This window comes from Paenibacillus sp. GYB004 (assembly GCF_036577605.1).
GTDB lineage: Bacteria > Bacillota > Bacilli > Paenibacillales > NBRC-103111 > Paenibacillus_AB > Paenibacillus_AB oceani.
Genome location: NZ_JARBDB010000064.1, coordinates 117707 through 141931, shown reverse-complemented (window position 1 = coordinate 141931; position 24225 = coordinate 117707). Strand labels below are relative to the sequence as shown.

Here is a 24225-nt window from a genome sequence, read left to right as displayed (position 1 = left end):
CCTCCGCGTGATTTGTAGTGTACTGAATATCTCTGCAACTCTAGAATACAAAAAAATCGCCCGAGGCGAACGGATTTCATTCCGTTTTGTGCCTTGAGCGAAGCGAAAGGAATGGGCATAACTATGAGCGAAGTTGCCGGCAATCAGAAGGCGATTCACATCTTCGAGCAGTTAGGCCCTTATTTTATCGGCTTGGGAGATCCGGTCCGACAGCAGATCGTAGCCCTGTTAATCGACAAGGAGCAGATGAATGTGACCCAGATCGCCGAGCATATTCCGATGTCGCGGCCGACCGTCTCCCATCATCTGAAAATTTTGCGTCAAACCGGCCTGCTCGCCGTCCAGAAAAAAGGAACGGAGATGTACTACAGGCTGGCGTTCGACGATGCGATCTCGCTGATGAAGCAGCTCGTTGTTTTTGTAGAAGAGGAATGCCGGTGCTAGCGCCCTTACCCGGGTTAAGCTGGTACAGCGACATTCCTATTTTCAATCCTATTATGTCGAAATAATTAAACACTTAAACTTACTATTGGAGGTTAATGAACATGGACAAACAAAGCGTTCTCATCGTAGGCGGACATGGCGTCGTCGGCAGACAAATCGGTGAAATTCTGCACGCCCGCTATCCCGATCTGACGATTGTATTGGGTGGAAGAACACCCGGAAAAGCGGCGCCGTTCGGCTCCGGCAAAGTTCATACCTCCGTCGTGGACAACAACGCCGAAGACCCGCTGATGTTTATCGACAACGAGCCGGCGCTGATCGTCAACGCCGTCAACGACTTGCAGGACCGGCTGCTTCTGTCTGCCGTCCGGAGAAGCATCCCGCTCATCGACATTACCCGCTGGACCTCTTTGTTCCGCCAATCGGTCGATAAACTGAACTCGGTGGAGCTTCGCGCGCCTGTCGTAATGGCTTCGGGATGGATGGCCGGGACCGCGGCCTTGTTCGCGAAGCTCCATGCGCAGCCGCTTCATCAGGTTGAGGCTGACCTCTACGCGTTATACTCACTGAAAGACAAAGCCGGCCCCGATTCTACAGCATATATGGATCGAATGACGATTCCTTTTCCCGTGATGGAACCGGCAGGGAAACGCCTCGTCTATCCGATGTCCGATCCCGTCCGCGTGCAATTTCCTAACGGATACGCGACCCGCTGCTATCGGCTCGATACCCCCGACCACGAGACTCTGATCCGGACGGAGACGATCGCCTCCGCCAGCTTCCGGATCGCTTTCGACAGCAAAGCGGCTACCCAGTCCATCGTCATGCTGATCAGGAGCGGCATATGGAAAATGATCAGCGGAGAGCGATTCCGCGGGCTCAGACGAGGCATCCTCTACAATCCGGGTACCGGCAGCGCCCATCATATCCGGATTGTTCTGAAGGGCTTGGATGCGGAGGGGAACCGGGCGGAGCGGAAAGTCTCCATCACCGATCCGCTTGGCCAAACTCATCTCACCGCCTTGGGCGCTGCCGTACAGGCGGAGAAGCTATTGCGCCTCCCCAAGGAACGGCCGCTTGCGCCCGGCATTTATTATCCGGAGGACCTCCCTGACGAGCGGATGGACCATGCGGCTATAACCGACTTTTATGAGGTGCATGGGGTAAAGATTTCCTGGGAGTGAGCTCAGCCGGGCTTCCGGTTCGTCATGGAATCGGGCCTTTTTGTTTCCGATCTGCCAGTTTTGTCATGCAAGCAACCAATAAAAAAACTTCCCCCCACTCGCATCACATGCGGCAAGTGGAAGGAAGGTCGGTCTTTTGCCGAAAATCCGGCATGCATCAAATCTTTAATTCCCCAAGCTTAATCAACTCGACAACCGCCTGCGACCGACCTTTTACGTTTAATTTCTGCATCACGTTAGAAATATGATTTCTGACGGTCTTTTCACTGATGAACAGTTGCCCAGCGATGTCTTTCGTCGTTTTGTCTTGGACCAAAAGCTCAAAGACTTCGCGTTCGCGGTTGGTCAGTAGAAATTTGTTTTTGTGGTCGTTTCCCTTCAATATCGCCACCCCTCCTTGCTTGGGTTTTGTATATAGTTACAAGGTGTAGGGATACAGTCAAAGGTATAATATGAGCAAGGCATCCCGTTGGTGCGGCGGGGAATTAAAATGGGCGCGGTTCCTCTGCGTAAACCGCAAGGGGTCAATCGTGTATGTATGTCAAGTATGCCGGGTATGCATTCATGCCAAGTATGCCAGGTATATCAAACAGCCCCCGTCGCTTCGGGGGCTGGCTTCAGCTTCTTGTGTTAAGGCGTTGCGGCAGGTGCCGGTGCAGGAACATTCGTCGGGAACATACGCTGTACCATCGTATTGAATTCCTCCATCATTCCCGATACTGGCTTGCCCGCCTGCATGTCCTGCATGTAACCGTTGATCCGGCTCACAAAATCCGGGTTTGCGGAGACGTGAACGTTCTGAACGTTCGGACGCATCGCTTTGACTTGTTCGGCGATCCGGTTTTTCACTTCCTGAGATCCTTCCAGATCTTCGCCGTTTTTGGTGGAAACCGCCACATAAGCATTGTTGTCCGTCAGCAAGACGTTGCAGTTCTGGACCGGCTCGATCGCCGTAAGCTGATTCGCGATATCTTGAGCGGCTTCCATCTTCGTGTTGCGATGCAGGCCGTCTGCCGGCGCGCCGGCGCCCGGGTAAGCTCCCCCCGCCATTCCGCGCTGATCCTTGTAGTCTCTCCAGTCGTTGACGCCATCCTGATCGTATCCCGTAATGCCGTTGTCGCGGTTTAAGCCGTCGCGCATGCTGTCGTTATCCCGGATCAGATTCGGATCGGCCGTCTGATAGCGGTCGAAGCCGAGCCTCATATCCTTCGTATTCCCCGTGCCGTACTGAAAAGGACGATAATTGCTTGTTTTCATGCCGTCATTCGTGCCGGAACCTTCATGCCGGGCACCGCAGCCGGTCGCCGCAACAGCTACAATGGAAGCGAGAACCGCAAGCTTGATCGTTTTGGTCGCCAATCGTTTCAGCTCCTTGTTGTCAGTTGTAGGGTATGGCCGAACAACATTAGGATGCTCATGCGGTTGATTCCGCATGCTCACTTTCCCTAGTGAAAGACTGGCAGCGCCGCGGAGGCCGGATAGGCAGCAGCGGAAGCTGAAAAAGGAGCGGAATCTCCGCCCCCAGCTTTACTTCCCGATAAACAGCTGCGTAAACATTTTCCCGCAAGGTCCCCCATCCACGATGCCGATGCCGATCCGGGTGAAGCTGGCGTTCATCATATTTTCCCGGTGTCCCGGGGAATTCATCAACGCCTCGTGCGCCGCCTCCACCGACTGATTGCAGGCGATATTCTCGCCGGCCGTCGAGTATGTAATCTGGAACTTCTGCATCATTTCGAACGGAGAGCCGTAGGTCGGCGATTGGTGCGAAAAGTAGTCGTGGTCGATCATATCCTTGCTCTTGAGCCGCGCGACTTCCGCCAGCTTCGAATCGGCCGCAAGCGGCTGCAGCCCGGCCGCCTTGCGTGCGGCATTGACATGGTCGATCATCTGTCCCTCTTCCGCACGGACTCCGCTTTCAGGCGGCTTTGGAGAAGGCGCCGGTGCCGGCTGTTTCGACGGCGGGGGGCGCTTCACTATTTTCGCGTTGGCATAAGCGTACAGGATCGATTCCAACGTCTTGTCGTCAACCACTCCGGTAACCGGAAGTCCGTACCGCTGCTGAAACCGTTTGACCCCCGCTTCCGTCTCGGAACCGTAGTACCCGGTAATCATCCCTGTAAAATACCCGAGCGATTTCAGCATCCCCTGAACGGCATATACATCCGGTCCTTTGGCGCCTTTGCCGAAAGCGCCGGCGTTTGAAGCGGTCCCGAATAAGCACATGACCAACGTCACGAAAACGACGAACGTTTGTTTATAGCGGCGATGAATCGCCTTGTTCACGTTGCATTCCTCCATTTCGGCTCATTACCCCTAATATGCCAAATCGGCAGGAGCGCTATTCGCTTGCTTTCGTTCATTTGGGGGATTTCCGGTTTTTTCGTCCTGAACGTTTTACTTGAACAGGGACCGATACCGGTTGACGATTCCAAAATGCTTTGTTACATTTAAATTAGTACCAGGTTCTAATACCTGATCATATATCAAGTTTCACATTCCAAATGAAAAGAAGGCGGATACCATGAGCTATTCGGCCAGTCAATCGGCGCTCCCTGCACATGCGGCGATCACGGCAATCGGCGGCTACGTGCCGGACCATATATTGACCAATGACGATCTCGCCCGGATCGTCGAGACGAACGACGAATGGATCGTTTCCAGAACCGGCATACGGGAAAGGCGCATCTGCGCCCCGGATCAATTCACAAGCCACTTGTGCTTCGCCGCCGTAGAAAATATGCTGTCCCGTTACCCCGTGACCGTTCAAGACGCCGATCTCATTCTCGTCGCCACGCATACGCCGGACTTCCCGTTTCCGTCGGTCGCTTGTCAAATCCAAGAGCGGTTCGGCATTCAGGCGGCGGGAGCGGTCGATCTGAACGCCACCTGCGCCGGGTTTACGTACGCTCTTCATCTCGCAAACGGACTGGTCGCAGCCGGACTTCATCGCAAAGTATTGGTTCTCGGCGCCGACACGATGTCCCGCATTACCGATTACACGGACCGGACCAGCTGCATCTTGTTCGGCGACGGAGCCGGAGCGGCTCTCGTCGAACGGACCGGGCACGGCTCCGGCTTTATAACGTCTCACGTCGGCTCCGACGGAAGCGGCGGCGTTCATATTTACCGGACCGGTTTAAGCGATACGCTAAACGGCCAGCCTCTGCGCGATTCGAAGAAGCTCGTCCAAAACGGCGGCATGGTCTACAAATGGGCGGTTCAGACCGTTCCGCAAGGAATGAACGCTTTGCTGAACCATGCCGGATTGTCCATGAACGACGTCGACTGGTTTATCCCTCATAGCGCCAACATGCGGATGATCGAGTCGATCTGCGAGAAAAGCGGCTTTCCCGCAGACCGGACACTCGTCAGCATGATCCGTTACGGCAATACGTCGGCCGCCTCCATCCCGCTCGCCCTATCCGACGCGGCAGCAGCGGGCCGGTTGAACCGGGGCGATACGATGCTGTTGTTCGGCTTCGGGGGAGGACTCACTTACGCCGGATTGCTGATCCGCTGGACCGTGTGAAGACCGGCTGCAGGTTCCAGTGAAGCGCAGCGGATACCCGTATCATCTGGATTTATACCAGAAAAAAGGTATAATAAGACTATTGTCCTATTCATTGGGGAGCGGAGGCTTCCTGACGGAAGCTTCCTATGCCTGTATATGACATGACGGTAAGTCGTCCTACGCCAGGCTCAGGGAGGAATCCATGCGACGAGAAAAAATACTGATTGTGGACGATGAAGTCGAGATAATCGAACTGATCTGCCTTTATTTGGCCCGTGAAGGGTACCAGACCTTAACTGCGCTTGACGGCTACGGCGCTATCGAGATGGTCGACAAATCCAAGCCCGACCTGATTATTCTCGACATCCAGCTGCCGGATCTCGACGGATTCGAGGTATGTCTGGAGCTCCGTAAAATGACGAAAGCGCCGATATTGTTTTTAAGCTGCAAAAGCGAAGATTTGGACAAGATTTTAGGCCTCGGCGTCGGGGGGGACGATTATATTACAAAGCCTTTTAGTCCGGGTGAGATGGTGGCGCGGGTGAAAGCGCACTTGCGGAGAAGCCGGATGCAGTCCGAACCGGTAACGCCGGAGCATACGCTGACGTTCGGGGAGCTGACGATCGATCCGAAAAGCTTTACGGTGCGTCTCTCGGGCGAAGTCGTGACGCTCTCGGCCAAGGAGTACCAGCTGCTGCTGCTGCTCGCCAAAAATCCGGACCGTGTCTACAGTCTGGATCAGCTGTTCACCCAGGTATGGGAGTCTCCCTCGATCGGAGATCCCCGCACCGTCATGGTACATATAAGCAATGTCCGCAAAAAAATAGAGCCGGACCCGGCTCATCCTACTTACATCGTAACCGTCCGCGGAGGCGGCTACAAGTTCAACGGTTCTCTGGCCGGTCCGGGAAATTAACGATCCGCGCATACCCGGGAATAAGCGGCGAAGGGCCCATGCTCGATTCGGTACCATCCGTCGCCTGAGCCCTTCGCGCAGCGGACAAGACCGGCTTATACGCCGGGAGCCGGCTTTCTTCCTGCGATCCGGGCAAGCACCCAATGCTTGTCGCCGATAATTTCCCGGTACAGCTCCTCGTAGCGGAATATTCGTCCCAGGTCGGCCAGGAACGGGTAATGGTCAAAATCGTCGATAAGGACCAGCGCGCCCGTCTTCAGCGCGGGAGCGAACAGCGGGTAGGCAAGCGATCTTCCGTTGCCGTGCGGCCCGTCTACGATCATCGCATCGATCGACTGCGGCGCCGGCATCATAGAAGCAAGATCCCCGTAAAACGTATTGCGAATCGTATAATGCCCGTACTGGGACTCCGGCACCTCTTCGCCGATGTGTTCCCACAATCCGGCCGCCTGATCCGGTTCGGCAAACAGCCGCTCCCAGTCTTCGTCGCCGATCTGCTTCAAGGGTTGTCTGACCACCCGGATCGGCTGGCCCTCCACCCGCGTCTGCAGCTCCCCGGCCCATGTAGGCTGATGCTCAAGCGTCGTGACCTTCACAGCCAGCAGCTCAAGCGCCAGCAGCGACCGCCAAAACAACGTCGACTGTCCCCCGCCCAGCTCCAGTACGTGCAGCGGCTCTCGGCCCTCTCCGTTTTCCATCCTCCGGGTCAAATGAACGAGCGCCCCTTTGCTGAGACTCATAGGGCCGAAGCCATACCCTTGCTGCTCGGAATGCAGCAGCGCTTTCTCAATATCGCGGACGAGCACGTCCTACCCCTCCCAAGCTATCGTATTCGGCGCCGGATCGAGTATCGACTCGTATTGTTCCTTCCAGCCGTAACGCCCTTCGCCGTCAAGCCGCATATACCGGTCGTATTTGGCGCGCCGGTCTTCCTCCCGGGCCCAGCCCATATGCTTCACTCTCAGCGGATGGCACCAGTACGAAAATTGGCTGATCGTCAAGGGAAAGCGGCCGCAGTGCTGAGGCGTCTCTTTCCACGCGTAGGGAAGATCCGCCTTGTAGCGCACGAGAAACGGACGGTACATGAGATGGGCCCGCCAGTATGCGTCTTCCCGGTAATGCGTCTCGCTCCACATATCGTATAATCGAAAATAAACCGCATCATAGCTCCGCTGGGCGACGATCTGCTCGATCGCCGCCTTGCTGCCCGGCTCGAACCATTCGTCGGCATCCATATTCAAGATCCAGTCCGGGTTGCGGCCGGCCGTCTCGGCCCACTGCTGCTTGCGCAGCGTCACTTCATGATGGAACGAAGACCGTTCGTTGCTCACCAGATGCAGCGGGATTCCCGACAGCACCTCCCGGCATACGTCCACCGTATCGTCCGTACTTCCGTCATCGATAATAACCGCTTCGTCGATATAATCCAGGTGGCTCTCAAGGGCGCGGCGCAAGTAGCGGCCGGCTTCGTTGCGGACGATCATGGACAGCGTTATTTTCCCGCCTTCGCTCCTCACGGGCGTCCCTCCTCTTGCTTGGCCAGCTTCTCCTGAAAATACTTTTTGTTGTACAGCATGCTCGGATGGTCGGGGCGGAAACGAAGCGCCCTCTCGTTGCATTCGTACGCTTTATCCGTTTGGCCCAGCTTGTCGTACAGCACGCACAGCTGCAGCAGCGGCAGCCAGGTCCAGGCGGCATGATCGATCAAAGCCCCGGAGCGCGGAGGTTCTCCGAGCGAAGCCGCCGTTTCATACCAATATATCGCCTGCTGGAGCCGGTTCTCCGCCATAAACAACGCGCCCAGACGGCAGCAGCATTCCGCACGCGGCCGGTCGTATTCCATCGAGCGGAACAACGCCTGCAGCTGATGATCCCGTTCGTACATCCGGCCGTAGCAGTCCGCCAGCTTGAGACAGGCAGCGATTTGATCCTCGACCCATCCCTGTTTCGTCTTCAGGAAGATATCGTACTGGACGACCGCTTCCTCCACATAGCTGTGATCCTTAAGCTCATTGGCGTAATAATATTGATCCCGCGGACTGAACGTCTCGCCCTGCTCCGCCTTCCTGCGGTAGATGCGCAAGTTGCGGTCGGTATACGTCTTGTCTTTCCGGTGCGTCACCGCGATGTCGCTGTGGATCACATGGCCCGCCACTTCCAAATACTCGTGCACGACTCCGATCCAGCGAAAGCCGCATGACCGCTTGACCAGCCGGTTCCGCTTCAGGCTGACCGTAGGTTTTCCGGCGCTGTCGAACATCAGATGATAATCCATCATGACACTGTCCGCTTTCGGGTCCAGCTCCCGCTTGAGCGCGATAAATTTCTCCCGGTCCGGCTGTTCCAGCACGTCGTCGGCATCCAGCCACAGAATATATGGCTCGGTCGCCTGGCCGAACGCATAATTGCGCGCAGCCGAGAAATCATCGGTCCAAGCGAAGTCATAGACTTTGGCCTGGAACTGCAGGGCGATTTCTTTCGTCCTGTCCGTCGAGCCGGTATCAACGACTACAATCTCGTCGGCAATCCCTTGAACCGACTGGAGGCATCGTTCCAGCGAACGTTCTTCATTTTTGACGATCATGCACAAACTGATCCCGATCCCGGGAGTATCGCCTTTTTCGATCGACCGTTTGAAGCGGATCGCCCCCTCGATGTCAGAGTCCCGATATATGTGATAAGCGGGCTTGCGGGTATCGACATACAGTCCGATGCCCAGCGCCGCGGCACGAATGCAGAAATGCCGGTCCTCTCCCCAAAACGAGACGTTGGGCAGCCGGCGGAACCGGACGCCTTTCTCCAGCGCCTCTTTTCGGATGAGCGTACAGGCGCCCAGCCCTCCGACCTCGTAAACGCCCGGAGTACGCATCAGCTCGAGAAACTGTGCCGCCTTCCGGTTCGCCTCCTCGTCGGTCAGCGCCTTCCGGCGCGATTGGCGGACAAAGGAATATTCGTCCATCATCCACACTTGGGGCAGCTCGCTCGTATTCGGCTGCCAGCAGGTCCAGAAGATGTTCGAGACGATGCTTTTTCCCGTCCCGTCCAGACGCAGCAGCGTATCGGGATGGACGAGCAGATCGGAATCGATCAGAAACAAGGCGTCATAACCGCGCTCCAGCGCGTGCTCGATGATCCGGTCTTTCATCGACGCCACCTTATCGACGAGCGTATCGTTCCAGTAGTGGGTCGACTCGTCCTTGATATACGCATGCACCTGCTGCTCCTTGACGATCGTCACGCCGTCCTGCCGCTCCGCAAACGCCTCGAGCAGCCGGCGCGACGCTTCTTCCTCGTTATCGTCGAAAAACAAATAGTCCACTTCCAGCCCGTCCCGGTCCAGTCCGGCCAGACTTTCCAGGAACAGCTTCAAAATAGCGGACTTTTGATGGACGGGGCTAGCCGCAAGTATTCGTCTGCTCATTCGATCCCCTTCCTTGTGGCTTGTACTGGCGAAACCGGTTGTGCCGCGCTCCAGCCGGTCCAGCGCCTCCTTGGCGGATTCGAACTGCGGGTAGAGGCCGAGCGCTTCCCGCAGCCGGGATTCCGCCTCGCCGGGTGTGCCCAGCTTCTCCAGACATAAAGCCGCGTAGTATAAAGCAAGGAAGCTTCCGGCTCCGGCCATCGTCAGATGCCGAATGTTCCCTTCTCCCAGCTCCAGACAACGGCCGAACGTATCGAGCGCCTCGGCGTACATCGCTTTTCCGTATAAAATCAGCCCTTTAAAGTAATGCAGATCGACGTAATCCGGGTACAGCTCGATCGCTTTCTCGATGCTCGGCCAGCCGCCTTCTCCGCTGCCGGTAGCAAGCAAAACGGCGTATTTCAGTTTGTATAACAAGGATGGCGGAGCCAGCTGCTTCGTGATAAACCGGACGATCGCCATATTGACATGCTGGAAAGCCTGCTCATACAAGCCTTCGCGGTAATACTCGCTGGCCAGATGATAATAAGTCCACGGATTCGCGTCGTCCCGCTCCCGCTGAAGCTCGAGCAGCCGCCGGTTCCGCTCGCCTTTGCCCAGCTCGGCGGCGACGCTTCTCATATAGCCGTAGTGGTACACCTTTACCGGCAGCATCCCGGTACGGGCCTCCGCTTCTTCCGGCGGGAACAGCTCCAGCACGTTCAGCGTTTCGTGAATCGTCCCTTGGAAGCGCAAACCGCAGCCGTTGCGGAACAGCCGATGCTGCGCAAGCCGGTAGGCCAGCTCCGGCTTCGGTTCGTCCTCGTAATAATGAATCGTGCATACCGCGTACAAAAGGTTGTCGGAGGGGACGAGCGCTTCCCGCAGCGCGGCCCGGTCTTCCTTCGCGACCTCCTCGTCGCTGTCCAGCCATAAGATCCAGTCGCCGGTCGCCCGTTCGATGCCGGCGTTGCGGGCGGCCGCGAAGTCGTCGTTCCAGCCGTATTCGATCACGGTTGCTCCGAACGAACGGCAAATATCGGGGGTACGGTCCGTAGAACCGGTATCGACGACGATGATTTCGTCCACCGCGTCTTTGACGCTTTGCAGGCAGCGCCCGATATGGCGCTCTTCGTTCCGCACGATCATGCATAACGACAGTTTGCCGGACATCCGACAACTCCTCCTCCGATCCGGGCCTTATCGCCTATTCTTTTTAGGGGACGGTATAAAAATGGACGGCTTGGCGCGGCTGCCTGCCGGGGGAGCAGGCCGATCCTCCCCGCCGCCGTTATCCATCACGTACAACCGCAGCTGGCGCAGCCGGTAAGAGCAGTCCGCCCGCCATGGCGGATGACGGCGAAGCAGCAGCTCGATCGCGGCGGCGGCGGACGACAGCTCGCTCGCCAGCTCATCAGGCAGCCCGGGCTTCAGCCGTTCTTCACGCGCGCAGTAACGCTGCAATTCCGCTCTTTTCCTCTCCTCCATATCCAGCAGGCAAACAAGAGCGCCAATCAATGGAGCTGTCGCCGATTCCGCAGCGGTTCCCGACCGGTCGTTCCCGTCTTCGTGAATCGCCCGGGCCGCATACAGCCGGACAATCCGAACGAAGTCGGCCATTCCTTGGCGGAACAGCTCGATCGATTCGGACGCGTTCGCACGCAGCTCGTCGCCGTCGGCCATATCCGGCTCCGCAAGCTCCGCGATCAAGGCCAGGCGGTCGCATAGCAGCCAGTGCGACTTCCGGAAGCACTCGATCAGCTTAATCAGCGTATGCAGCGCTGCGAAATAGTTGCCATAAATCGTCGGATGTCCTTGTCCGCCAGGCGGATGCAAGCGCTCTGCCGTCAGCCGGATCGTGTTCCTTAACAGTCTGGACAGCGACAGCTCTTCTTCGAGCGCCGCACCCTGCAGCAGAGACCAGCTTGGATGAGAGGGCCCGGTTACCATGCTAACGCCGCTCCTTACTCTTCACAGAAAGGCTCGTGAGCCGACATTTTTTCCAGTTTGATCACGTCCTCCAGCTTGAACTGGAGCAACATCTGATTTTTGATAATATTACGCATCATCCGTTCGACGCTGTCGTTGATTTCGATCAGATCGTCAATCGTATGTTCGTCCACTTTCAGAACGCGGTGTATTTTCTCGCTCTCCACATTGATCAGGTGGGATAAACTGATTTCTTCCAACGCGATCGACGAGATGAGCAGGTTGATGGCATCATGACGCTTAATATGAATGCCTGGCTGAATATCGGGTATGTTGGGCATGCTCACGGATCATCTCTCCCATTCCACTTCCGTATAGTCCTCGTCCACTTGTGCGACTCGCCGGCTTCGTAACCTACTCTATGAAAAAGGAATGGGAAATAGTACCCGATCCGTGAAAGTTTTCGCTCACCCCCGGGCCGGGGGATGACTTATTCACAGATCATCGGAGGGATTCATCGCGGAGATGACGTGCTGGAGCTTCATCTGAAGCAGCATTTCTTTGCGGACGACCGCTTCGAGCGTATGAACGACGCTTTGATTGATATGAAGCAGATCGGATATGGTCGCCGCCGCAGGCGGCTGTCCGGCCGGGAGCGTGCCCAGCACGTACTGGATTTTCTCCGCTTCCGAATTGATGATATGCGCCAAAGAAAGCTCCTCCATCGCGATGGACGTCAGCAGGAGCGTGTACGCTTGACCGGTCGTTACGGATATGATCGGCGTTATATTAGGTATGTTCGCTTGCGACATTTTGCATCCCCCTTTTGATACAGCTGTACAAGGCCGTCTTTCATTCCGACGTTGTTGCGCCGGATCGGCCGATCGCCAAACCTTCGGATCAACTCTTCCCTCGCAAACCCCGACCTGGTACTAGTTCATTGTATGCGGAGCCGGACTTCTTATGCCCCGTTGTCCGCTTCCGGCCCGCAGCCCTTCCGTTCTAAGCCCCGGGGGCAAAACATACTTATAAAAGTAGCGGTTACGAACATTAAAGAAGGTGTGTCGTCCATTGAATATCATTTATCCCCCTACGATCGAATGGGAAGGGAGCGCCGTCTACCAGAGGCCTCAGCAGCTGTTGAACGCTTTCGCCAAGCTGGGTCACCGCGCCGTATTTGTTGAGTACGGGAGAAACGACGGAACCGATATCCGGGGCGGCGTGGAGCTGTGCGGCGTGAACAGCGTTCCGTTACGGATGGACGGTCCCACGGTGCTGTGGGTGACTCATCCTCCCCATTTCAGGCTGAAAGAACAGTGGCAGGCGGACTTGGTCGTATTCGATTATATTGACGAAGCCGTCGAAGAATTTGCGGTCTGGCACAATGACGATCTGAATGCGGCGATTCAAGCGGCCGACCTGGTTACGGTCGTCAGCCAGAGACTGTACGATCTGGTCACCGGACAGTATCCGGGCAAAACGGTCGTTCTCCTGCCTAATGCGGCCGACTACGATTTTTTCCACAATGCCGGGACGTTGGCCGTTCCCGACGATCTGGCGGCGATTCCAAGACCCGTAATCGGGTTCTACGGATCGATCTCCACCTGGATCGACACGGACTTTGTTACCGCGCTTGCCGGACTGCGGCCGGACTGCTCCTTCGTGCTGATCGGACCGGACTATACGAAGGCGGCCTCGCAACTCGCCGGCTGCCCGAACGTTTACTTTCTCGGGCGTAAACCGTACGAGTCGCTCCCGGCCTACGCCGGACATTTCGATGCGGCGATGATCCCGTTTCAAGTCCGCAAAATGACCCACAGCAGCTCGCCTATCAAAATGTATGAATACTTGGCCGCCGGTATTCCTGTACTCGCCTCGCCTATTCTCGAAGCTGTCCACTGCCCCCATGTGTTTACTTCGGGCAATCCGGCGGACTGGAGCGCGGAGATCGACCGGATCATGGCCGGCGGCAGCGATGCAGACAAGGCGGCCCGGCAGAGCTATGCCGCGGAACATTCCTGGACGGCGCGCATTCGTGCCGTGCTGGAGCATCTGGAGCCTCTCGCTTCAAGCAAAGCGAACGGAGGGATGAACAGCGAAGCGTATTGGGATCTGCGTTTCGCGCAGAACTGGGAAGCGTATCGGGGCCGGGAGCAGACGCTTTTTTTTGTCCGCGTCGCCCTGGGGTCCATTCCGCTCTCGATCCAGACGGATATCGCCGCCCGCAAGCTGAACGTATGCGACGCAGGCTGTGCGCTCGGCGACGGAACCCATCTCCTTGCCGAGGCGTGGCCCGGCTGCTCGTTCGTCGGCATCGATTTCGCCGAAGCCGCCGTCAAGCGCGCGAAGCAGCTGTATCCGCAGCACGAGTTTCTCAGAGGCGATATCGGGGGATTCACCGAGCGGTACGACGTCGTATTCGTGTCGAACACGCTGGAGCATTTTTACGACCCGCATCCGATTATTGCGCATATGTTATCCAAGACGAACGATTATTTGATCATCATGGTGCCGTTTCAGGACGATTCCGGCGAGCCGGAGCATCATTACCGGTTCGACAAGTCCGATTTCGCCATCCGCCGGGACTCGTTTCATTTGATCTATGCCGAAGCTATCGATTGCAATATCCTTCCAAATTCCAGATGGGGCGGAAAACAACTTGTCGCCTGTTACGCCCATGATCGGCTTGTCCGGCCGGAGCAGATCACGTTGCAGTCCTATTCGTTATAATCCGCCCCGGACGAAACATCGCTTCCCCGAAGCAGCTCCGCAAGCTGACTACGGATTCGCGTCAGTTCGTCACGGTGCCGGGAATATGACGCCAGCAAATCTCCCGCCGTCTTCAGGCCGAGCTGAATCAGCATGGCGGCCGCTTCGGCGGTAGTGGCGGCAGCATTCATCTGAACGAATTCATCCAGCACTCGCATCGTATCCGGCTTCACTCGAATCCCGCTCAGCCATTCCGAATCGTCGGAGTCGTCCGTCCTGTCTGGGGCCGGATGCTGCCTCTCCGCCGCCGGAAGCGGAGCCGGAGCACAGGTTTCTGCCGTATCGCGGTATTCCCGGGCCGGTCTCTGAACGAGCCGGCCCAGATCATGACGCAGGGAATCATAGACGGTCGACCGCAATCGTTCGGCTTTTGCGCGGACCTCCTGCTCTTTTTCCCCTGGCACGATTGCCACCCCCTTTGGTGGAAAAGCTTTTATACACCATATGCGCTTGTACGGGTTTCCATACGCTATATTGCGCCGATCTTGGAAAGGAGTTGTCTTCGTTATGTCACAGGCGAATATCCCCAATATTACTCCAACCATTACGATCACTAGAGATCAGGCTATTAATTTGCTGTTGTCGTCGATCGCTTTGGAAGAGCTCGGCTTAAGCCATATTCTCAACGCAGAGGGCGAGAAGCTCCAGTACGTGCTCGGGACAATCCCCGGGGTAAGCCAGCCCGCCACGATCGACGAGCTGCTTGCCGTCAATCAGAGCGTCATCAATACGCTGCAGGCGGCCATGAAAAAAGAACTGCTGCTTCAGTCCAAGCTGGACTCGGTCCTCAGCGCGCCGGCCATGTTCGGGCCCACCGGAGCCACCGGCTTAACCGGCGCCACCGGACCTTCCGGCGGACCTCCGGGACCTGCGGGCGCCACCGGTCCCACGGGTGCAACGGGTTCCACCGGGCTTACCGGGGCGACCGGCGCCATCGGCATTACAGGCACGACCGGAGCGACCGGCACGACCGGGCCGCTGGTCACGTCCAATAACGCTGACATCGGCTTCGTAGGAACGTTCGTGACGCTGAATTCCCCGGTCCCGTTAAACGTGAACTACTCGCTGAACGGCGCCGATATAACGCATACGGCCGGATCTACCGACATCTCGCTGGCGCAGAATCATACGTACCATATCGTCTACTCGTTCGAAGGAGTGCCGTCGATCGGCGGCGGTCTCCAGGCTCTGCTGCTGTTGAACGGCTTGCCGGTAGCCGGAAGCGATGCGCTCAACAGCTTCGCCTCCAACCCGAACCCGGAAGTCGCGGTCGGCGTCTCCCTCATCACTACAAGCGGCGTCGCCCCAAGCGTGCTCCAGGTGAACAATGTCACCGGACAGTCCGTGACCCGGGTCCGGATCGTCATCCTGGAAGTTTCGTAATCTCTTGTGGGGGAGGAGTAGCCGGAGACGAGAGTGGCCGGATTAACAAAAACCGTCCGGTCAGGCGTCCGGACGGTTTTTGTGACATGCTAATGCGCACGTAGGTGCGCGGGAAGGAATGGGGAACCCGGCTCCGCCGCTCGTTGATGAGGTTTTGTGGGATCCGCTCGAGTGGGTAAGTCGTACCTGCCGACTTGATACATGTTCGAGTTGGTGGTACACGTCCCCGACTGGGGCTCCAGTTCGACTTCGGAGTACCTGCCCCGACTTCGCGGTACCTGTCCCAACTTCGGGGTACACGTCACGACTTGGTGGCTCCCGTCCGACTTCTTGGTACACGTCCTCGACTTGGTGGCACCCGTTCAACCTCGGGGTACACGTCCCCGACCGGGGCTCCAGTTCGACTTCGGAGTACCTGCCCCGACTTCGCGGTACCTGTCCCAACTTCGGGGTACACGTCACGACTTGGTAGAAGTCCCTAAACTTCTTCTTGCGGTCAGCTGCTGATCGAATTTGCGGATCAGATCATGCGTATGCGTCCGGGGCTAGCACAAAATAAGAGTCTTTGACACCTCCTATTTTCGGCCTATGGGGATGACAGAGACGAATAGAGGCGGTTTGCACCCCTTATTTCAGCCACCTGGTGAGGTCCGCACCCTTATGGCGAATAATAGCGGGCCCAAACCGCTCTTATTCCGTGTTCAAACCGGTTTTCCGAGAAAATAGCAGGTACAAACCGCTCTTATCCGGCTCCTCCCTCACTCCCCCGCTATGAGCAGCGCAGAAAGCCGAAAACGGCTCCTCTCGATGAGCGATTTACTGCACTTCTCGTTCTCAAACAAAGGGCCGGCGCCCGCCGAATGGCGAATCGCAAGCCCCTTGTAGTCCTCGGCTGATCACAGCCGCATCTTATAAAATTCGATGAACGGACCATACGATACCGCCCGTAGCGCCTCCCAGGTTCAGCGCAAGCGTCAGGCCGTTCGCCTCATAAAATAATCCGACCACATCGCCCGCATTCAGCGATACGTCGCCGGCCAGCGTAACGGCCCCGCTTCCCAGAACGGCCCGCAACGTTAAGACGAGCGCCAGGTTGACGTTCAGAATCGGGAACACGCCGCTGATCAAGTCCGTAGCGATGGGGGACGTTCTGCGGACGATGAACGCAGGATTCACCCCGGCCCCCAATGTAACCGTGATAGCCGCTGTCGTGGAATAGTTGATCGTCGCTTTAATCGAATATCTGCCTGTAGTCGGCACGGTGAAATTACCGTTCGTCTGGTTGAACGTTGTCGTGTTGTAATAAGGAGCGGTCGCCGTCCACCCGATCAACTGCGTGCTGGCGGATGTGGATAAGGTCGACAGGAAAACGGAATAGCCGTCTACGGCCACATTTGGTCCCGTTAATCCGGTAGCACCGGTGGCTCCGGTAGCCCCCGTAATCCCCGCCGCGCCAGCGGGACCGGTCCCTCCCGTAGCTCCCGTGACTCCGACCGCTCCGGTGCTTCCCTGCGCCCCCGTTGCGCCCGTAACACCGGTGGCGCCGGTGGCCCCGGCAAGCCCTGTGGGACCCGTCGCTCCGGTGGAGCCGGCTGCACCTGCCGCACCGGTCGTGCCCGTCGCACCGGTCGTGCCGCCGCCCGTCGCTCCCGTTGCACCGGTGGCTCCCGTCTCTCCGGTCGCACCTGTCTCGCCTGTCGCTCCGGCAGTTCCCGCGCCGGTGGCTCCCGTTGCGCCTGTTTCTCCGGTCGCTCCCGTCTCACCAGTCGCGCCTGTCGGTCCCGGCGGCCCGCCGGAAGGTCCTGTCGCTCCGGTGACTCCCGTAGGTCCGGCCGGTCCGCCCGACGGCCCCGTCGCTCCGGTCGTGCCGGTAGCTCCGGTAGGCCCGGTTACGCCTGCAGCGCCGGATTCCCCGGTCGGTCCCGCCGGTCCGGACGGCCCGGTCGCTCCGCTCGTGCCCGCCGCAGCCAGCAGGATGACTTCGTCAATCAGGATGCCGCTCGACCCTGCGAGCGGGGAACGGCTGATCGTAACCTGCGCGAAGGCAGTCGCCAGCGGAGCCGCTGCCGTTACCCCTTCGAAAACTTGCCACGAAATCGTCTGAAAATCGGTAAAGAACCCGGCAGGTACGGACAGCAGCAGCCCGGTACCGAGAAAATTCAATCCCGCATCCAGATACGAGACAGAGATCGATACCGCCGGGCTGGACCCCGGCTGGGTTTTAGCCAGCGATACCGACAACTGCATCCCGTCACCCGGGCTGGCCGGCACCGATTGCTGGATAAAAGCCGGAGCTACGCCTCCCAGCAGAAGAGCGCTCTGGCTTCCCTCCTTCGACAAAGGACTTAAAACGACACTGCCTCCGCTCCATGGGGCAAAGCCGGATTCGAACGAGCCGTTTACAATTTTATTTTGCAGCTCAATCGCCACTGATCGCCACCTCGATTTTCATAATGATGATCCGTCTTGCGAAGAATAAACTGACTTGAATACACCGTATGCATTCAGGCGGCTTTTTGCTTGGATATGCAGCCCCAAAATGATCCGGTGACGTTCGCCGAATAGCGGCCCGCCGCCCTCTACTCGACTCCACATTTCCGAAACAACAAAAAACGCTCCAGGCCCACGGCTGGCGAGGAACTTGGAAGCGTCTTTGTTCAAAGCTGTGCGGTACTTGAGACATTCCCCGCCATCTGCAGCATACCCGGGCGGAAGCGGCTCAGTCACGTGCTTGATCCGGTACTCCCGGGCGGCAAAGAATCGGCCGCGTCCGGTGAATCCGCAGCTTCACTGTTTAGCGTAGTGGCGCTGCGGATCACGAACAAGTAATAAGCAAAGTAATACGAAATGATGACGAAAACAATGCCCCCTGTAATCGGATCTTTCGTCATCATGACGGGGTCCTGCGGCATGTTCGCACCGAAATCCCCCATCATCGCCACTTCGATAAAACGGTAAACGATCCGGCCCAGAAACAACGCCAGCACCGTCGACTCGATCCCGATGTGCGTACGGAAAAACAGCTCGCCGTGGCGCCGCTCCGTCACGAAATGACGCTCCGCATAACGGGCGAGGACCAGTCCGCCGATCACGCCGGCCGCGTACCCGATCAGCATAACGGGGTGTTTCAGCGCCAGCAGCAGAAGCATCAGCGCCGCAAAAGCAAAAAAGCCGAGCCGGACTTTCATCCGGCGGACGGACAGCTTCTGGAACCCGATACTCCGCTTCGTTCTTCTGTACATGATAAAAGCAATAACCACCAGGGGTACCGCAAATTGGCCGATCGCATTCATATTACGTTCCTCGCCTCCTCCTGCTACCGCCCCCTAGTGTACCAAAACAGTCCCGGTTCCGCATCGTTCCGGAGACGGAGACTTTCCGGTTAATGCTCCGCCGAACAACAAAGAATAAGCCCCGGCCGCTCCAATAGGAAGGAGCCGGCTCCCCGTTCTGCGCGTTATCCTGCCCTGATCCCCCGATCCCCGTGCTCCCCCGGTTCACAAATTTTGCCGGCTTCGTTAGTCCCCCTGCTGCAACATCCGCCGCTTGTAATCAAGCAGCCGCTAACCGGCTCCGGTCTTCTCCTTGCGGTAAGCGCCGGGGGTGTATCCCGTACATTTCTTGAATATTTTAATAAACGTCTGGCTGTGTACAAACCCGACCTTCTCGGCAATGTCCTGCACAGGCAGCTCCGTCTGCTCCATCAGCCGCATCGCCTGCTCGATCCGGACCGAGTTGACGTAGTCGACAAACTTGACGCCGAACTCTTCCTTGAACAGCCTGCTGATCGACGTCGGATGAAGCCGGAATTCGTCTCCCAGCATCGCCTGGGATAAGCCGGGATCGGCATAGTTGGCGTCGATGTACGTTTTGACCTCTTGCAGCACGTTCCGGTTGTTTCTGGACTCGCGCCACTGCAGCAGCCGTTCGCCGACCGCGTCGAAGACGGCGGTAAGCGCCGCGTCGATTTCCGCAAGCGTCTCCCCTTCCTTCAGCGCGTCCTCGAGCTTCCCGCTTTCAGCCAGCCACGCCGATTGGAGCTCGGCCGGCAGCTCGATCATTTCCCTCTGCACATGGTACAGCAGCACGAACAGCAAATGCCGGATCTGCTCGCCGCCGAGCGAGCCGCCTTGCATCGAAGCCAGCAGCAGCGACCATTCCTCCCGCCACCCGGGCTCTCCCATCCGGAACGCGCGGCTGATTTCTTTAATTCTCTGGAGCTCCGCCACGATTTCCGGTCGCCCGCCTTCGGGAAGATCCCGAAACCGGATCAGCCGGTTCAAGCCGAGCGGCACTTTGTACGCAAGCGCCTCGCTAGCCGTCTGAAAAGAACGCGATATCTCCTCGATCCGCAGCGCGGCCGCTCCTACGCCAATCGTCACTGTGAAAGGCAGACTCGCCTCCGCCCAGCTGCGCAGCCTCTCGAGCGGCACCTCCGCCTGACTGCCCGCTGCCGAGTCGCCCCTATGCCCGATCATGATGCCCAGCCGGTGTTCCCCAAGCCAATCGGTCCATACCGGGAAGCCGGCTCCTCTCACCGTCTCTTCAGCAGCCGATTGCAGGGCGTACTTCAACAGCTGCCTGTCCGGATCGGTATAATTGCGGCATACGTTTACGAAAAAGCGGTCGATCTCGACGACAACGGCTGACGCCATCCCCTCATCCGCCCACAAGCCGAGCTGCTCCGCTTCGCGCAGCGCTTCCCGGGACGCCGCAACAGTACGCCCTTCCGCTAGACGGCGGAACAGAAACGTTTTCCTGAAGCGCCGGTTCTCCTCATTTTCGCGGCTCAGCCGGTTGGACTGATCCCATAAACTGTCCAGTGCCAGACCGATCGTCTGGAACTCGTCGCGCTTGCCGGGTGCCGGCGACAAAATAGCCGATCTTTTGGCCGAAAACACGCTGATCTGCCTCACCAGCGATTCCACGGGCCGGTAATGCCGCCTCGTGACGAAGATCATCCAGACGAGACCGGACGCTACACAGATCACCCCGAGCGATACCGATACGTACAACACTTGCGACACCCAGCCGAAAATGCCCGGCTGCAGCAAGCCTCCCTCGATTTTCCAGCCGGTGTAGGGCATCTCGGCGGTAACGAGCTTCTTGCGCTCCTGCTGGCCCGCGCGCGCTTTCGCACCGCTAGTATTCGCGATCACCGCGCCATCCGCGCCGGTAATCTCCAAATACCCCGTAGACGTATCCGTCGAATCGGACAGCAACGTTTGCAAGGACGATACGTCGATATTCGCGACGAGAAGACCGGTCGTCCGCAAATCGGATATTTTGGACAGCGAGACGACGTCCGCCCGCTTACCTGCAAGCGTCGTCTCGTCCAACGGACGCAGATCGCCCCAGGTGTACCTGCGGTCCGAGTTATAGACCCGTTCGATGTAAGCCTGATCGGGAAAGCTCTCCAGCCTGCTAATACTGGTCGGCATTAATACTGTATGATCTTCGGGCCGGTACAAATATAACGAATGCAGCAGCGGCATCCGGGACTTCAGATTGCCAAGCGCCAAAGCGGCCGGGTAGGCGCCTGCATAAGACGGATCGCTGCCGTCATAAAAGGCAGCCACTCTCGCATCCGTCGATACAGTGTCGTACATGGCATTTTCGATCGCCCGCAGCGACTGCTCGATCAGTTGTACCGCATTTCGCACTACAGCCTCGTTCGACTTGATCGCGGACTTGTCGGACAGCTGCCGGACGCTGACGAACGTGATCAGCAGCAGCGTGACGCACACGGCGATAAAAACGGGCATATACGAAAACAGCAAACGGTAAAACCAGTTTTTACGCATCCCTATCCAGCCCCTTTCGAACGTAACATGTGCGTATATTTGAAACCGCTTACCAATTTACAAATCGGATAGATACCGTTATTATTTCCTATACACGTTCCCCCGTCAAGCCTCACCGGAAGCGCATCAAAAATGATTCATGCCGCAAAAACCGTCTATTTCCAAAGCGATCCGGCGCCGGGTACGATCAGGGTGCAAGTAACGGACCAACACGAGACCAAGAAAAGGGGATGAACGAGGCATGAAACGATTATGGAAAGCAGGGACGGCGATTGTGCTGGCAGGCAGCCTCCTGGCCGCTTGCGGCTCCAAGGAAGAGACGACCAAGCCGGGTGCCGGACTGAATGCCGAAGGCCAAGCGCCCGCTATGCCGATCCGTATCTTTATCGACGGGACGAACAATGCGCAGCTTCCTTCCGAGCAGGAAGATTTCGTCAAGAAGACGATCGAGCAGAAGTTCAACGTGAAGCTTCAAGTGGAGTATATGACTCCGGGGGCGGATTACAATAGTAAAATCAACGCCTACCTCACCTCCAACGATCCGCCCGATATGTGGCGCGACGCCAACGGCGACGGAGGCCAAAAGTACGCGCTGGACGGTTTGCTCGGCGATGTTAGCAAATTCGTTACTCCGCAGGCGATGCCGAACTATTTCAAATATTGGGTCGATGAAACGACGCTTCAGCGTTATCAGGTGCACAATCAGTTCGTCCGCGCGCCCATTCCGTACAACAAGGAGATTTACCGCGCCTGGTATATTCGCAAAGACTGGCTGGACAAACTGAACCTGCAAGTTCCGAAGACGTACGACGAATATGTAAACGTGCTGCGCGCTTTTACGAACAACGATCCGGACGGCAACGGCAAAAAAGATACGTATGGCTTCTCCTTGTCCGCCGGGGGCGACGGGATCGGGCTGGACTGGCCGGAATATCACAAGAACGGTCTCATCTTCGCCAGCTTCCTGGAAAACGGCGAGTTCAAAGATACGCAAACCGATCCTCGCGTGGAAGGCGTCCTGACGGACATCTCGAAAGTGATCGGGGAAGGACTGGTCGATCCGGACTGGTTCCTGAACAAAACGACTCAGCATGTCGATAAGGCCGCTCAAGGCAAGATCGGCGTCGTGTTGGGGACGACCAAAGATTTCGCTTACGACTCCAACCCGCAAAGCCTGCAAAGCAAATCGAAGGCGATATTCCCGAACGCGAACTGGGTGCCGTTCACGCCGTTCGGCGACAAGCCGCTGCAGTCGGGCATCGCTCCGGGATCGCCGTTCCTGTTCCACAAAAATGTGGTCGAGAAAAATCCGGACAAAGTCAAACGGATCACCGAGATTCTCGATTGGCTGGCCGGCGAGGAAGGGTTCCTGCTGACCCACTACGGCGTCGAGAACAAGCATTATACGAAAAACGGCAAAACGATTACGCTCAAACCGGAAGTGATTCAGGAAGAGATCGTGAAAAAAGGCGACTGGCTGACGATCTGGGACTTCTTCACCCCGAACACACCGAATATATTCGGTCTGACCGTAGTCGATCCGAGAGAGACCGACCGCGACCGGGAAATCGCCAAAACACTCGCCGCGATCCCTTCCGCTCCGTATATCGGCACCAGCCTGACGCCTCCGTCCGGGTTCGACCTGGCCGCGTTCCGCAAACGCCAGCGCGAGCTGCAGGCCAAAGCCGTGTTCGAAGACAAGTCGGGCAAAAACTGGCCGGCCTACCGCGAAGAGCTGATGAACAAATACAGCGGCAGCAAGCTGTTCGAAGCGTATGCGGCGCAAATCAAGGCGGCGGGTCTCGGGAAGTAAGCATCTGGTATGCAGTGCAGCGTCGTCGTGCCTTAAACTATAAGCCGGTTTTGCGGTTCTACGATTTTACGGTTCTGCGTTCGGCTATCCCATGCCAGTTTAAGGCACACGATTCTATCTGTGTTGCACCGGCATCAAGATGAGGGTGTCTCATAAGTCATCTTGCGATTTTTGGAGTCCCGCTAGATCCGATTGTCTTTGTGAAAAAGGACCTCAGCCTCCACGTTACCGTGGATTTTGAGGTCCTTTTGTTTGGAACAAGGGACGTTCCCGTGTGGTGCGAAACCTTTTGGGACCGCCCCTTGTTGCCTAGCATATATACAGTCTGCCGCAAGCTCCTATCCGGCTGAGGGGATTTCGCGCACCGCTCTTCCGGTAGCGAATTAAGGCAGCTTGAGCGCTACGACAATGCCGTCCGGATCGAACCGGATCTCCCTGATCGCGATCAGCGGGGGCAGCCCGTCGCTGATCGGGACCACAATCGGCTCCAGCTGCAGCCACGAGGACGGCACGCTCCAGTCGCGGATACGGGTGGCGGTATGGCGGACGATCAGGTCGGGGGACCGCCATTCCAACGCGAAATCGAGAGCGGCTCCAACCTTGACGTTCGCTGCCGTCCTAATGTTGACATGCGCGGTCAGCCGGTCGCCCCGCTGCTCGAAACGGGCACCTTCGATCGTCACGTTCGGGCGGAGCTGCGGCTGCTCGGACAGCTTTTTCTTCAATACATCGTTTAACTCCTGCTCGCTGAGCCGGACTTCAAGCTTCCGGAGTTGGAGCATGTCCAGCGCTTTATCCACAATCGATACGGGGCGATAAGCCAAGTCCAGCTTCTCCTGCGGCTTCGCGTACCATACCGCGGCGCCGGCCGCCGCTGCGAGCAGCACCAGAACGGCTAATAAAAGGAATAACGATCTTCGAACCAAACTCTCCCACTCCCAAAACCGGCAGTTTGACGTCCGCCGTTCGCCGCTTACTGCAATGATTGTGAGCCTGCCGATTCATTGTGTAGAAGTGTTAGCAGGCCGTTCCAAGTGAAAAGTTACCTTCTTCTACTCAAACAGGTTGT

General features: G+C 57.4%; 21 protein-coding genes. 7 read left to right on the top strand and 14 right to left on the bottom strand.

The features are described from left to right. Positions 1–123 precede the first annotated feature (123 nt). Together PV433_RS29030 and PV433_RS29025 are read left to right on the top strand one after the other, a co-directional pair. Positions 124–444, top strand: a complete 321-nt coding sequence (locus PV433_RS29030; RefSeq protein WP_190924482.1) for an ArsR/SmtB family transcription factor — start codon at positions 124–126, stop codon at positions 442–444. 101 nt (positions 445–545) lie between these two features. Beyond that, positions 546–1628, top strand: coding sequence for a saccharopine dehydrogenase (locus PV433_RS29025; RefSeq protein WP_332075491.1), 1083 nt, complete (start codon positions 546–548; stop codon positions 1626–1628). Between the two features lie 157 nt (positions 1629–1785). Here PV433_RS29025 and PV433_RS29020 read toward each other — a convergent pair whose 3' ends face one another. The 3 genes from PV433_RS29020 to PV433_RS29010 form a co-directional block, all read right to left on the bottom strand. After that, entirely contained in the window at positions 1786–2010 is a 225-nt protein-coding gene (locus PV433_RS29020) for a helix-turn-helix domain-containing protein (protein ID WP_138877617.1), read from the bottom strand. 248 nt (positions 2011–2258) lie between these two features. Further along, positions 2259–2987 (bottom strand): YhcN/YlaJ family sporulation lipoprotein, encoded by a 729-nt coding sequence (locus PV433_RS29015; protein ID WP_332075490.1) that lies wholly within the window; start codon positions 2985–2987, stop codon positions 2259–2261. Positions 2988–3155: 168 nt separating this feature from the next. Next, the gene (locus PV433_RS29010) at positions 3156–3914 is read right to left on the bottom strand and encodes a peptidoglycan-binding protein (RefSeq protein WP_332075489.1); all 759 of its coding nucleotides are present in this window, start codon (positions 3912–3914) and stop codon (positions 3156–3158) included. Positions 3915–4152: 238 nt separating this feature from the next. Between PV433_RS29010 and PV433_RS29005 the strand changes: the two genes are divergently transcribed. Together PV433_RS29005 and PV433_RS29000 are read left to right on the top strand one after the other, a co-directional pair. Further along, on the top strand, positions 4153–5160 hold the full coding sequence (locus PV433_RS29005; protein ID WP_332075488.1) for a ketoacyl-ACP synthase III: 1008 nt from the start codon (positions 4153–4155) through the stop codon (positions 5158–5160). 184 nt (positions 5161–5344) lie between these two features. Then, positions 5345–6058, top strand: a complete 714-nt coding sequence (locus tag PV433_RS29000) for a response regulator transcription factor (protein WP_190924472.1) — start codon at positions 5345–5347, stop codon at positions 6056–6058. A 95-nt stretch (positions 6059–6153) separates the two neighbouring features. Here the strand turns inward: PV433_RS29000 and PV433_RS28995 are convergent, their stop codons facing one another. From PV433_RS28995 to PV433_RS28970, 6 genes are all read right to left on the bottom strand, one after another. Continuing rightward, positions 6154–6864, bottom strand: coding sequence for a class I SAM-dependent methyltransferase (locus tag PV433_RS28995; protein ID WP_332075487.1), 711 nt, complete (start codon positions 6862–6864; stop codon positions 6154–6156). Between the two features lie 3 nt (positions 6865–6867). Then, a complete protein-coding gene (locus PV433_RS28990; protein ID WP_332075486.1) occupies positions 6868–7575 on the bottom strand; it encodes a glycosyltransferase in 708 nt (235 codons plus the stop codon). Continuing rightward, positions 7572–10631: a glycosyltransferase gene (locus PV433_RS28985; RefSeq protein WP_332075485.1), complete on the bottom strand. Its 3060-nt coding sequence runs from the start codon at positions 10629–10631 to the stop codon at positions 7572–7574. The genes PV433_RS28990 and PV433_RS28985 overlap by 4 nt, the downstream gene beginning before the upstream one ends. A gap of 27 nt (positions 10632–10658) precedes the next feature. Further along, positions 10659–11408 (bottom strand): hypothetical protein, encoded by a 750-nt coding sequence (locus tag PV433_RS28980; RefSeq protein ID WP_332075484.1) that lies wholly within the window; start codon positions 11406–11408, stop codon positions 10659–10661. Between the two features lie 14 nt (positions 11409–11422). Further along, positions 11423–11728, bottom strand: coding sequence for a hypothetical protein (locus PV433_RS28975; RefSeq protein WP_223836348.1), 306 nt, complete (start codon positions 11726–11728; stop codon positions 11423–11425). 153 nt (positions 11729–11881) lie between these two features. Continuing rightward, positions 11882–12199 carry a hypothetical protein gene (locus PV433_RS28970; RefSeq protein WP_190924464.1) on the bottom strand — a complete coding sequence of 106 codons (318 nt, stop codon included), beginning with the start codon at positions 12197–12199 and terminating at the stop codon, positions 11882–11884. A 259-nt stretch (positions 12200–12458) separates the two neighbouring features. Between PV433_RS28970 and PV433_RS28965 the strand changes: the two genes are divergently transcribed. Then, positions 12459–14117 carry a methyltransferase domain-containing protein gene (locus PV433_RS28965; RefSeq protein ID WP_332075483.1) on the top strand — a complete coding sequence of 553 codons (1659 nt, stop codon included), beginning with the start codon at positions 12459–12461 and terminating at the stop codon, positions 14115–14117. On the opposite strand, the gene PV433_RS28960 is transcribed toward PV433_RS28965, so the two are convergent. Further along, positions 14105–14560 carry a hypothetical protein gene (locus tag PV433_RS28960; RefSeq protein ID WP_332075482.1) on the bottom strand — a complete coding sequence of 152 codons (456 nt, stop codon included), beginning with the start codon at positions 14558–14560 and terminating at the stop codon, positions 14105–14107. The genes PV433_RS28965 and PV433_RS28960 overlap by 13 nt on opposite strands. A 103-nt stretch (positions 14561–14663) precedes the next feature. Between PV433_RS28960 and PV433_RS28955 the strand changes: the two genes are divergently transcribed. Next, on the top strand, positions 14664–15539 hold the full coding sequence (locus PV433_RS28955; RefSeq protein ID WP_332075481.1) for a collagen-like protein: 876 nt from the start codon (positions 14664–14666) through the stop codon (positions 15537–15539). Positions 15540–16448: 909 nt separating this feature from the next. Here PV433_RS28955 and PV433_RS28950 read toward each other — a convergent pair. From PV433_RS28950 to PV433_RS28940, 3 genes are all read right to left on the bottom strand, one after another. Continuing rightward, positions 16449–17969, bottom strand: coding sequence for an NTTRR-F1 domain (locus PV433_RS28950; protein ID WP_332075480.1), 1521 nt, complete (start codon positions 17967–17969; stop codon positions 16449–16451). Positions 17970–18262: 293 nt separating this feature from the next. Continuing rightward, the gene (locus tag PV433_RS28945) at positions 18263–18832 is read right to left on the bottom strand and encodes a hypothetical protein (protein ID WP_332075479.1); all 570 of its coding nucleotides are present in this window, start codon (positions 18830–18832) and stop codon (positions 18263–18265) included. A 270-nt stretch (positions 18833–19102) separates the two neighbouring features. Next, positions 19103–21343, bottom strand: coding sequence for a helix-turn-helix domain-containing protein (locus PV433_RS28940; RefSeq protein ID WP_332075478.1), 2241 nt, complete (start codon positions 21341–21343; stop codon positions 19103–19105). Between the two features lie 241 nt (positions 21344–21584). Here PV433_RS28940 and PV433_RS28935 point away from each other — a divergent pair, with 241 nt between their 5' ends. Beyond that, positions 21585–23156 carry an extracellular solute-binding protein gene (locus tag PV433_RS28935; RefSeq protein WP_332075477.1) on the top strand — a complete coding sequence of 524 codons (1572 nt, stop codon included), beginning with the start codon at positions 21585–21587 and terminating at the stop codon, positions 23154–23156. Between the two features lie 383 nt (positions 23157–23539). Here the strand turns inward: PV433_RS28935 and PV433_RS28930 are convergent, their stop codons facing one another. Then, positions 23540–24082: a hypothetical protein gene (locus tag PV433_RS28930; RefSeq protein WP_332075476.1), complete on the bottom strand. Its 543-nt coding sequence runs from the start codon at positions 24080–24082 to the stop codon at positions 23540–23542. Positions 24083–24225: the final 143 nt, after the last annotated feature.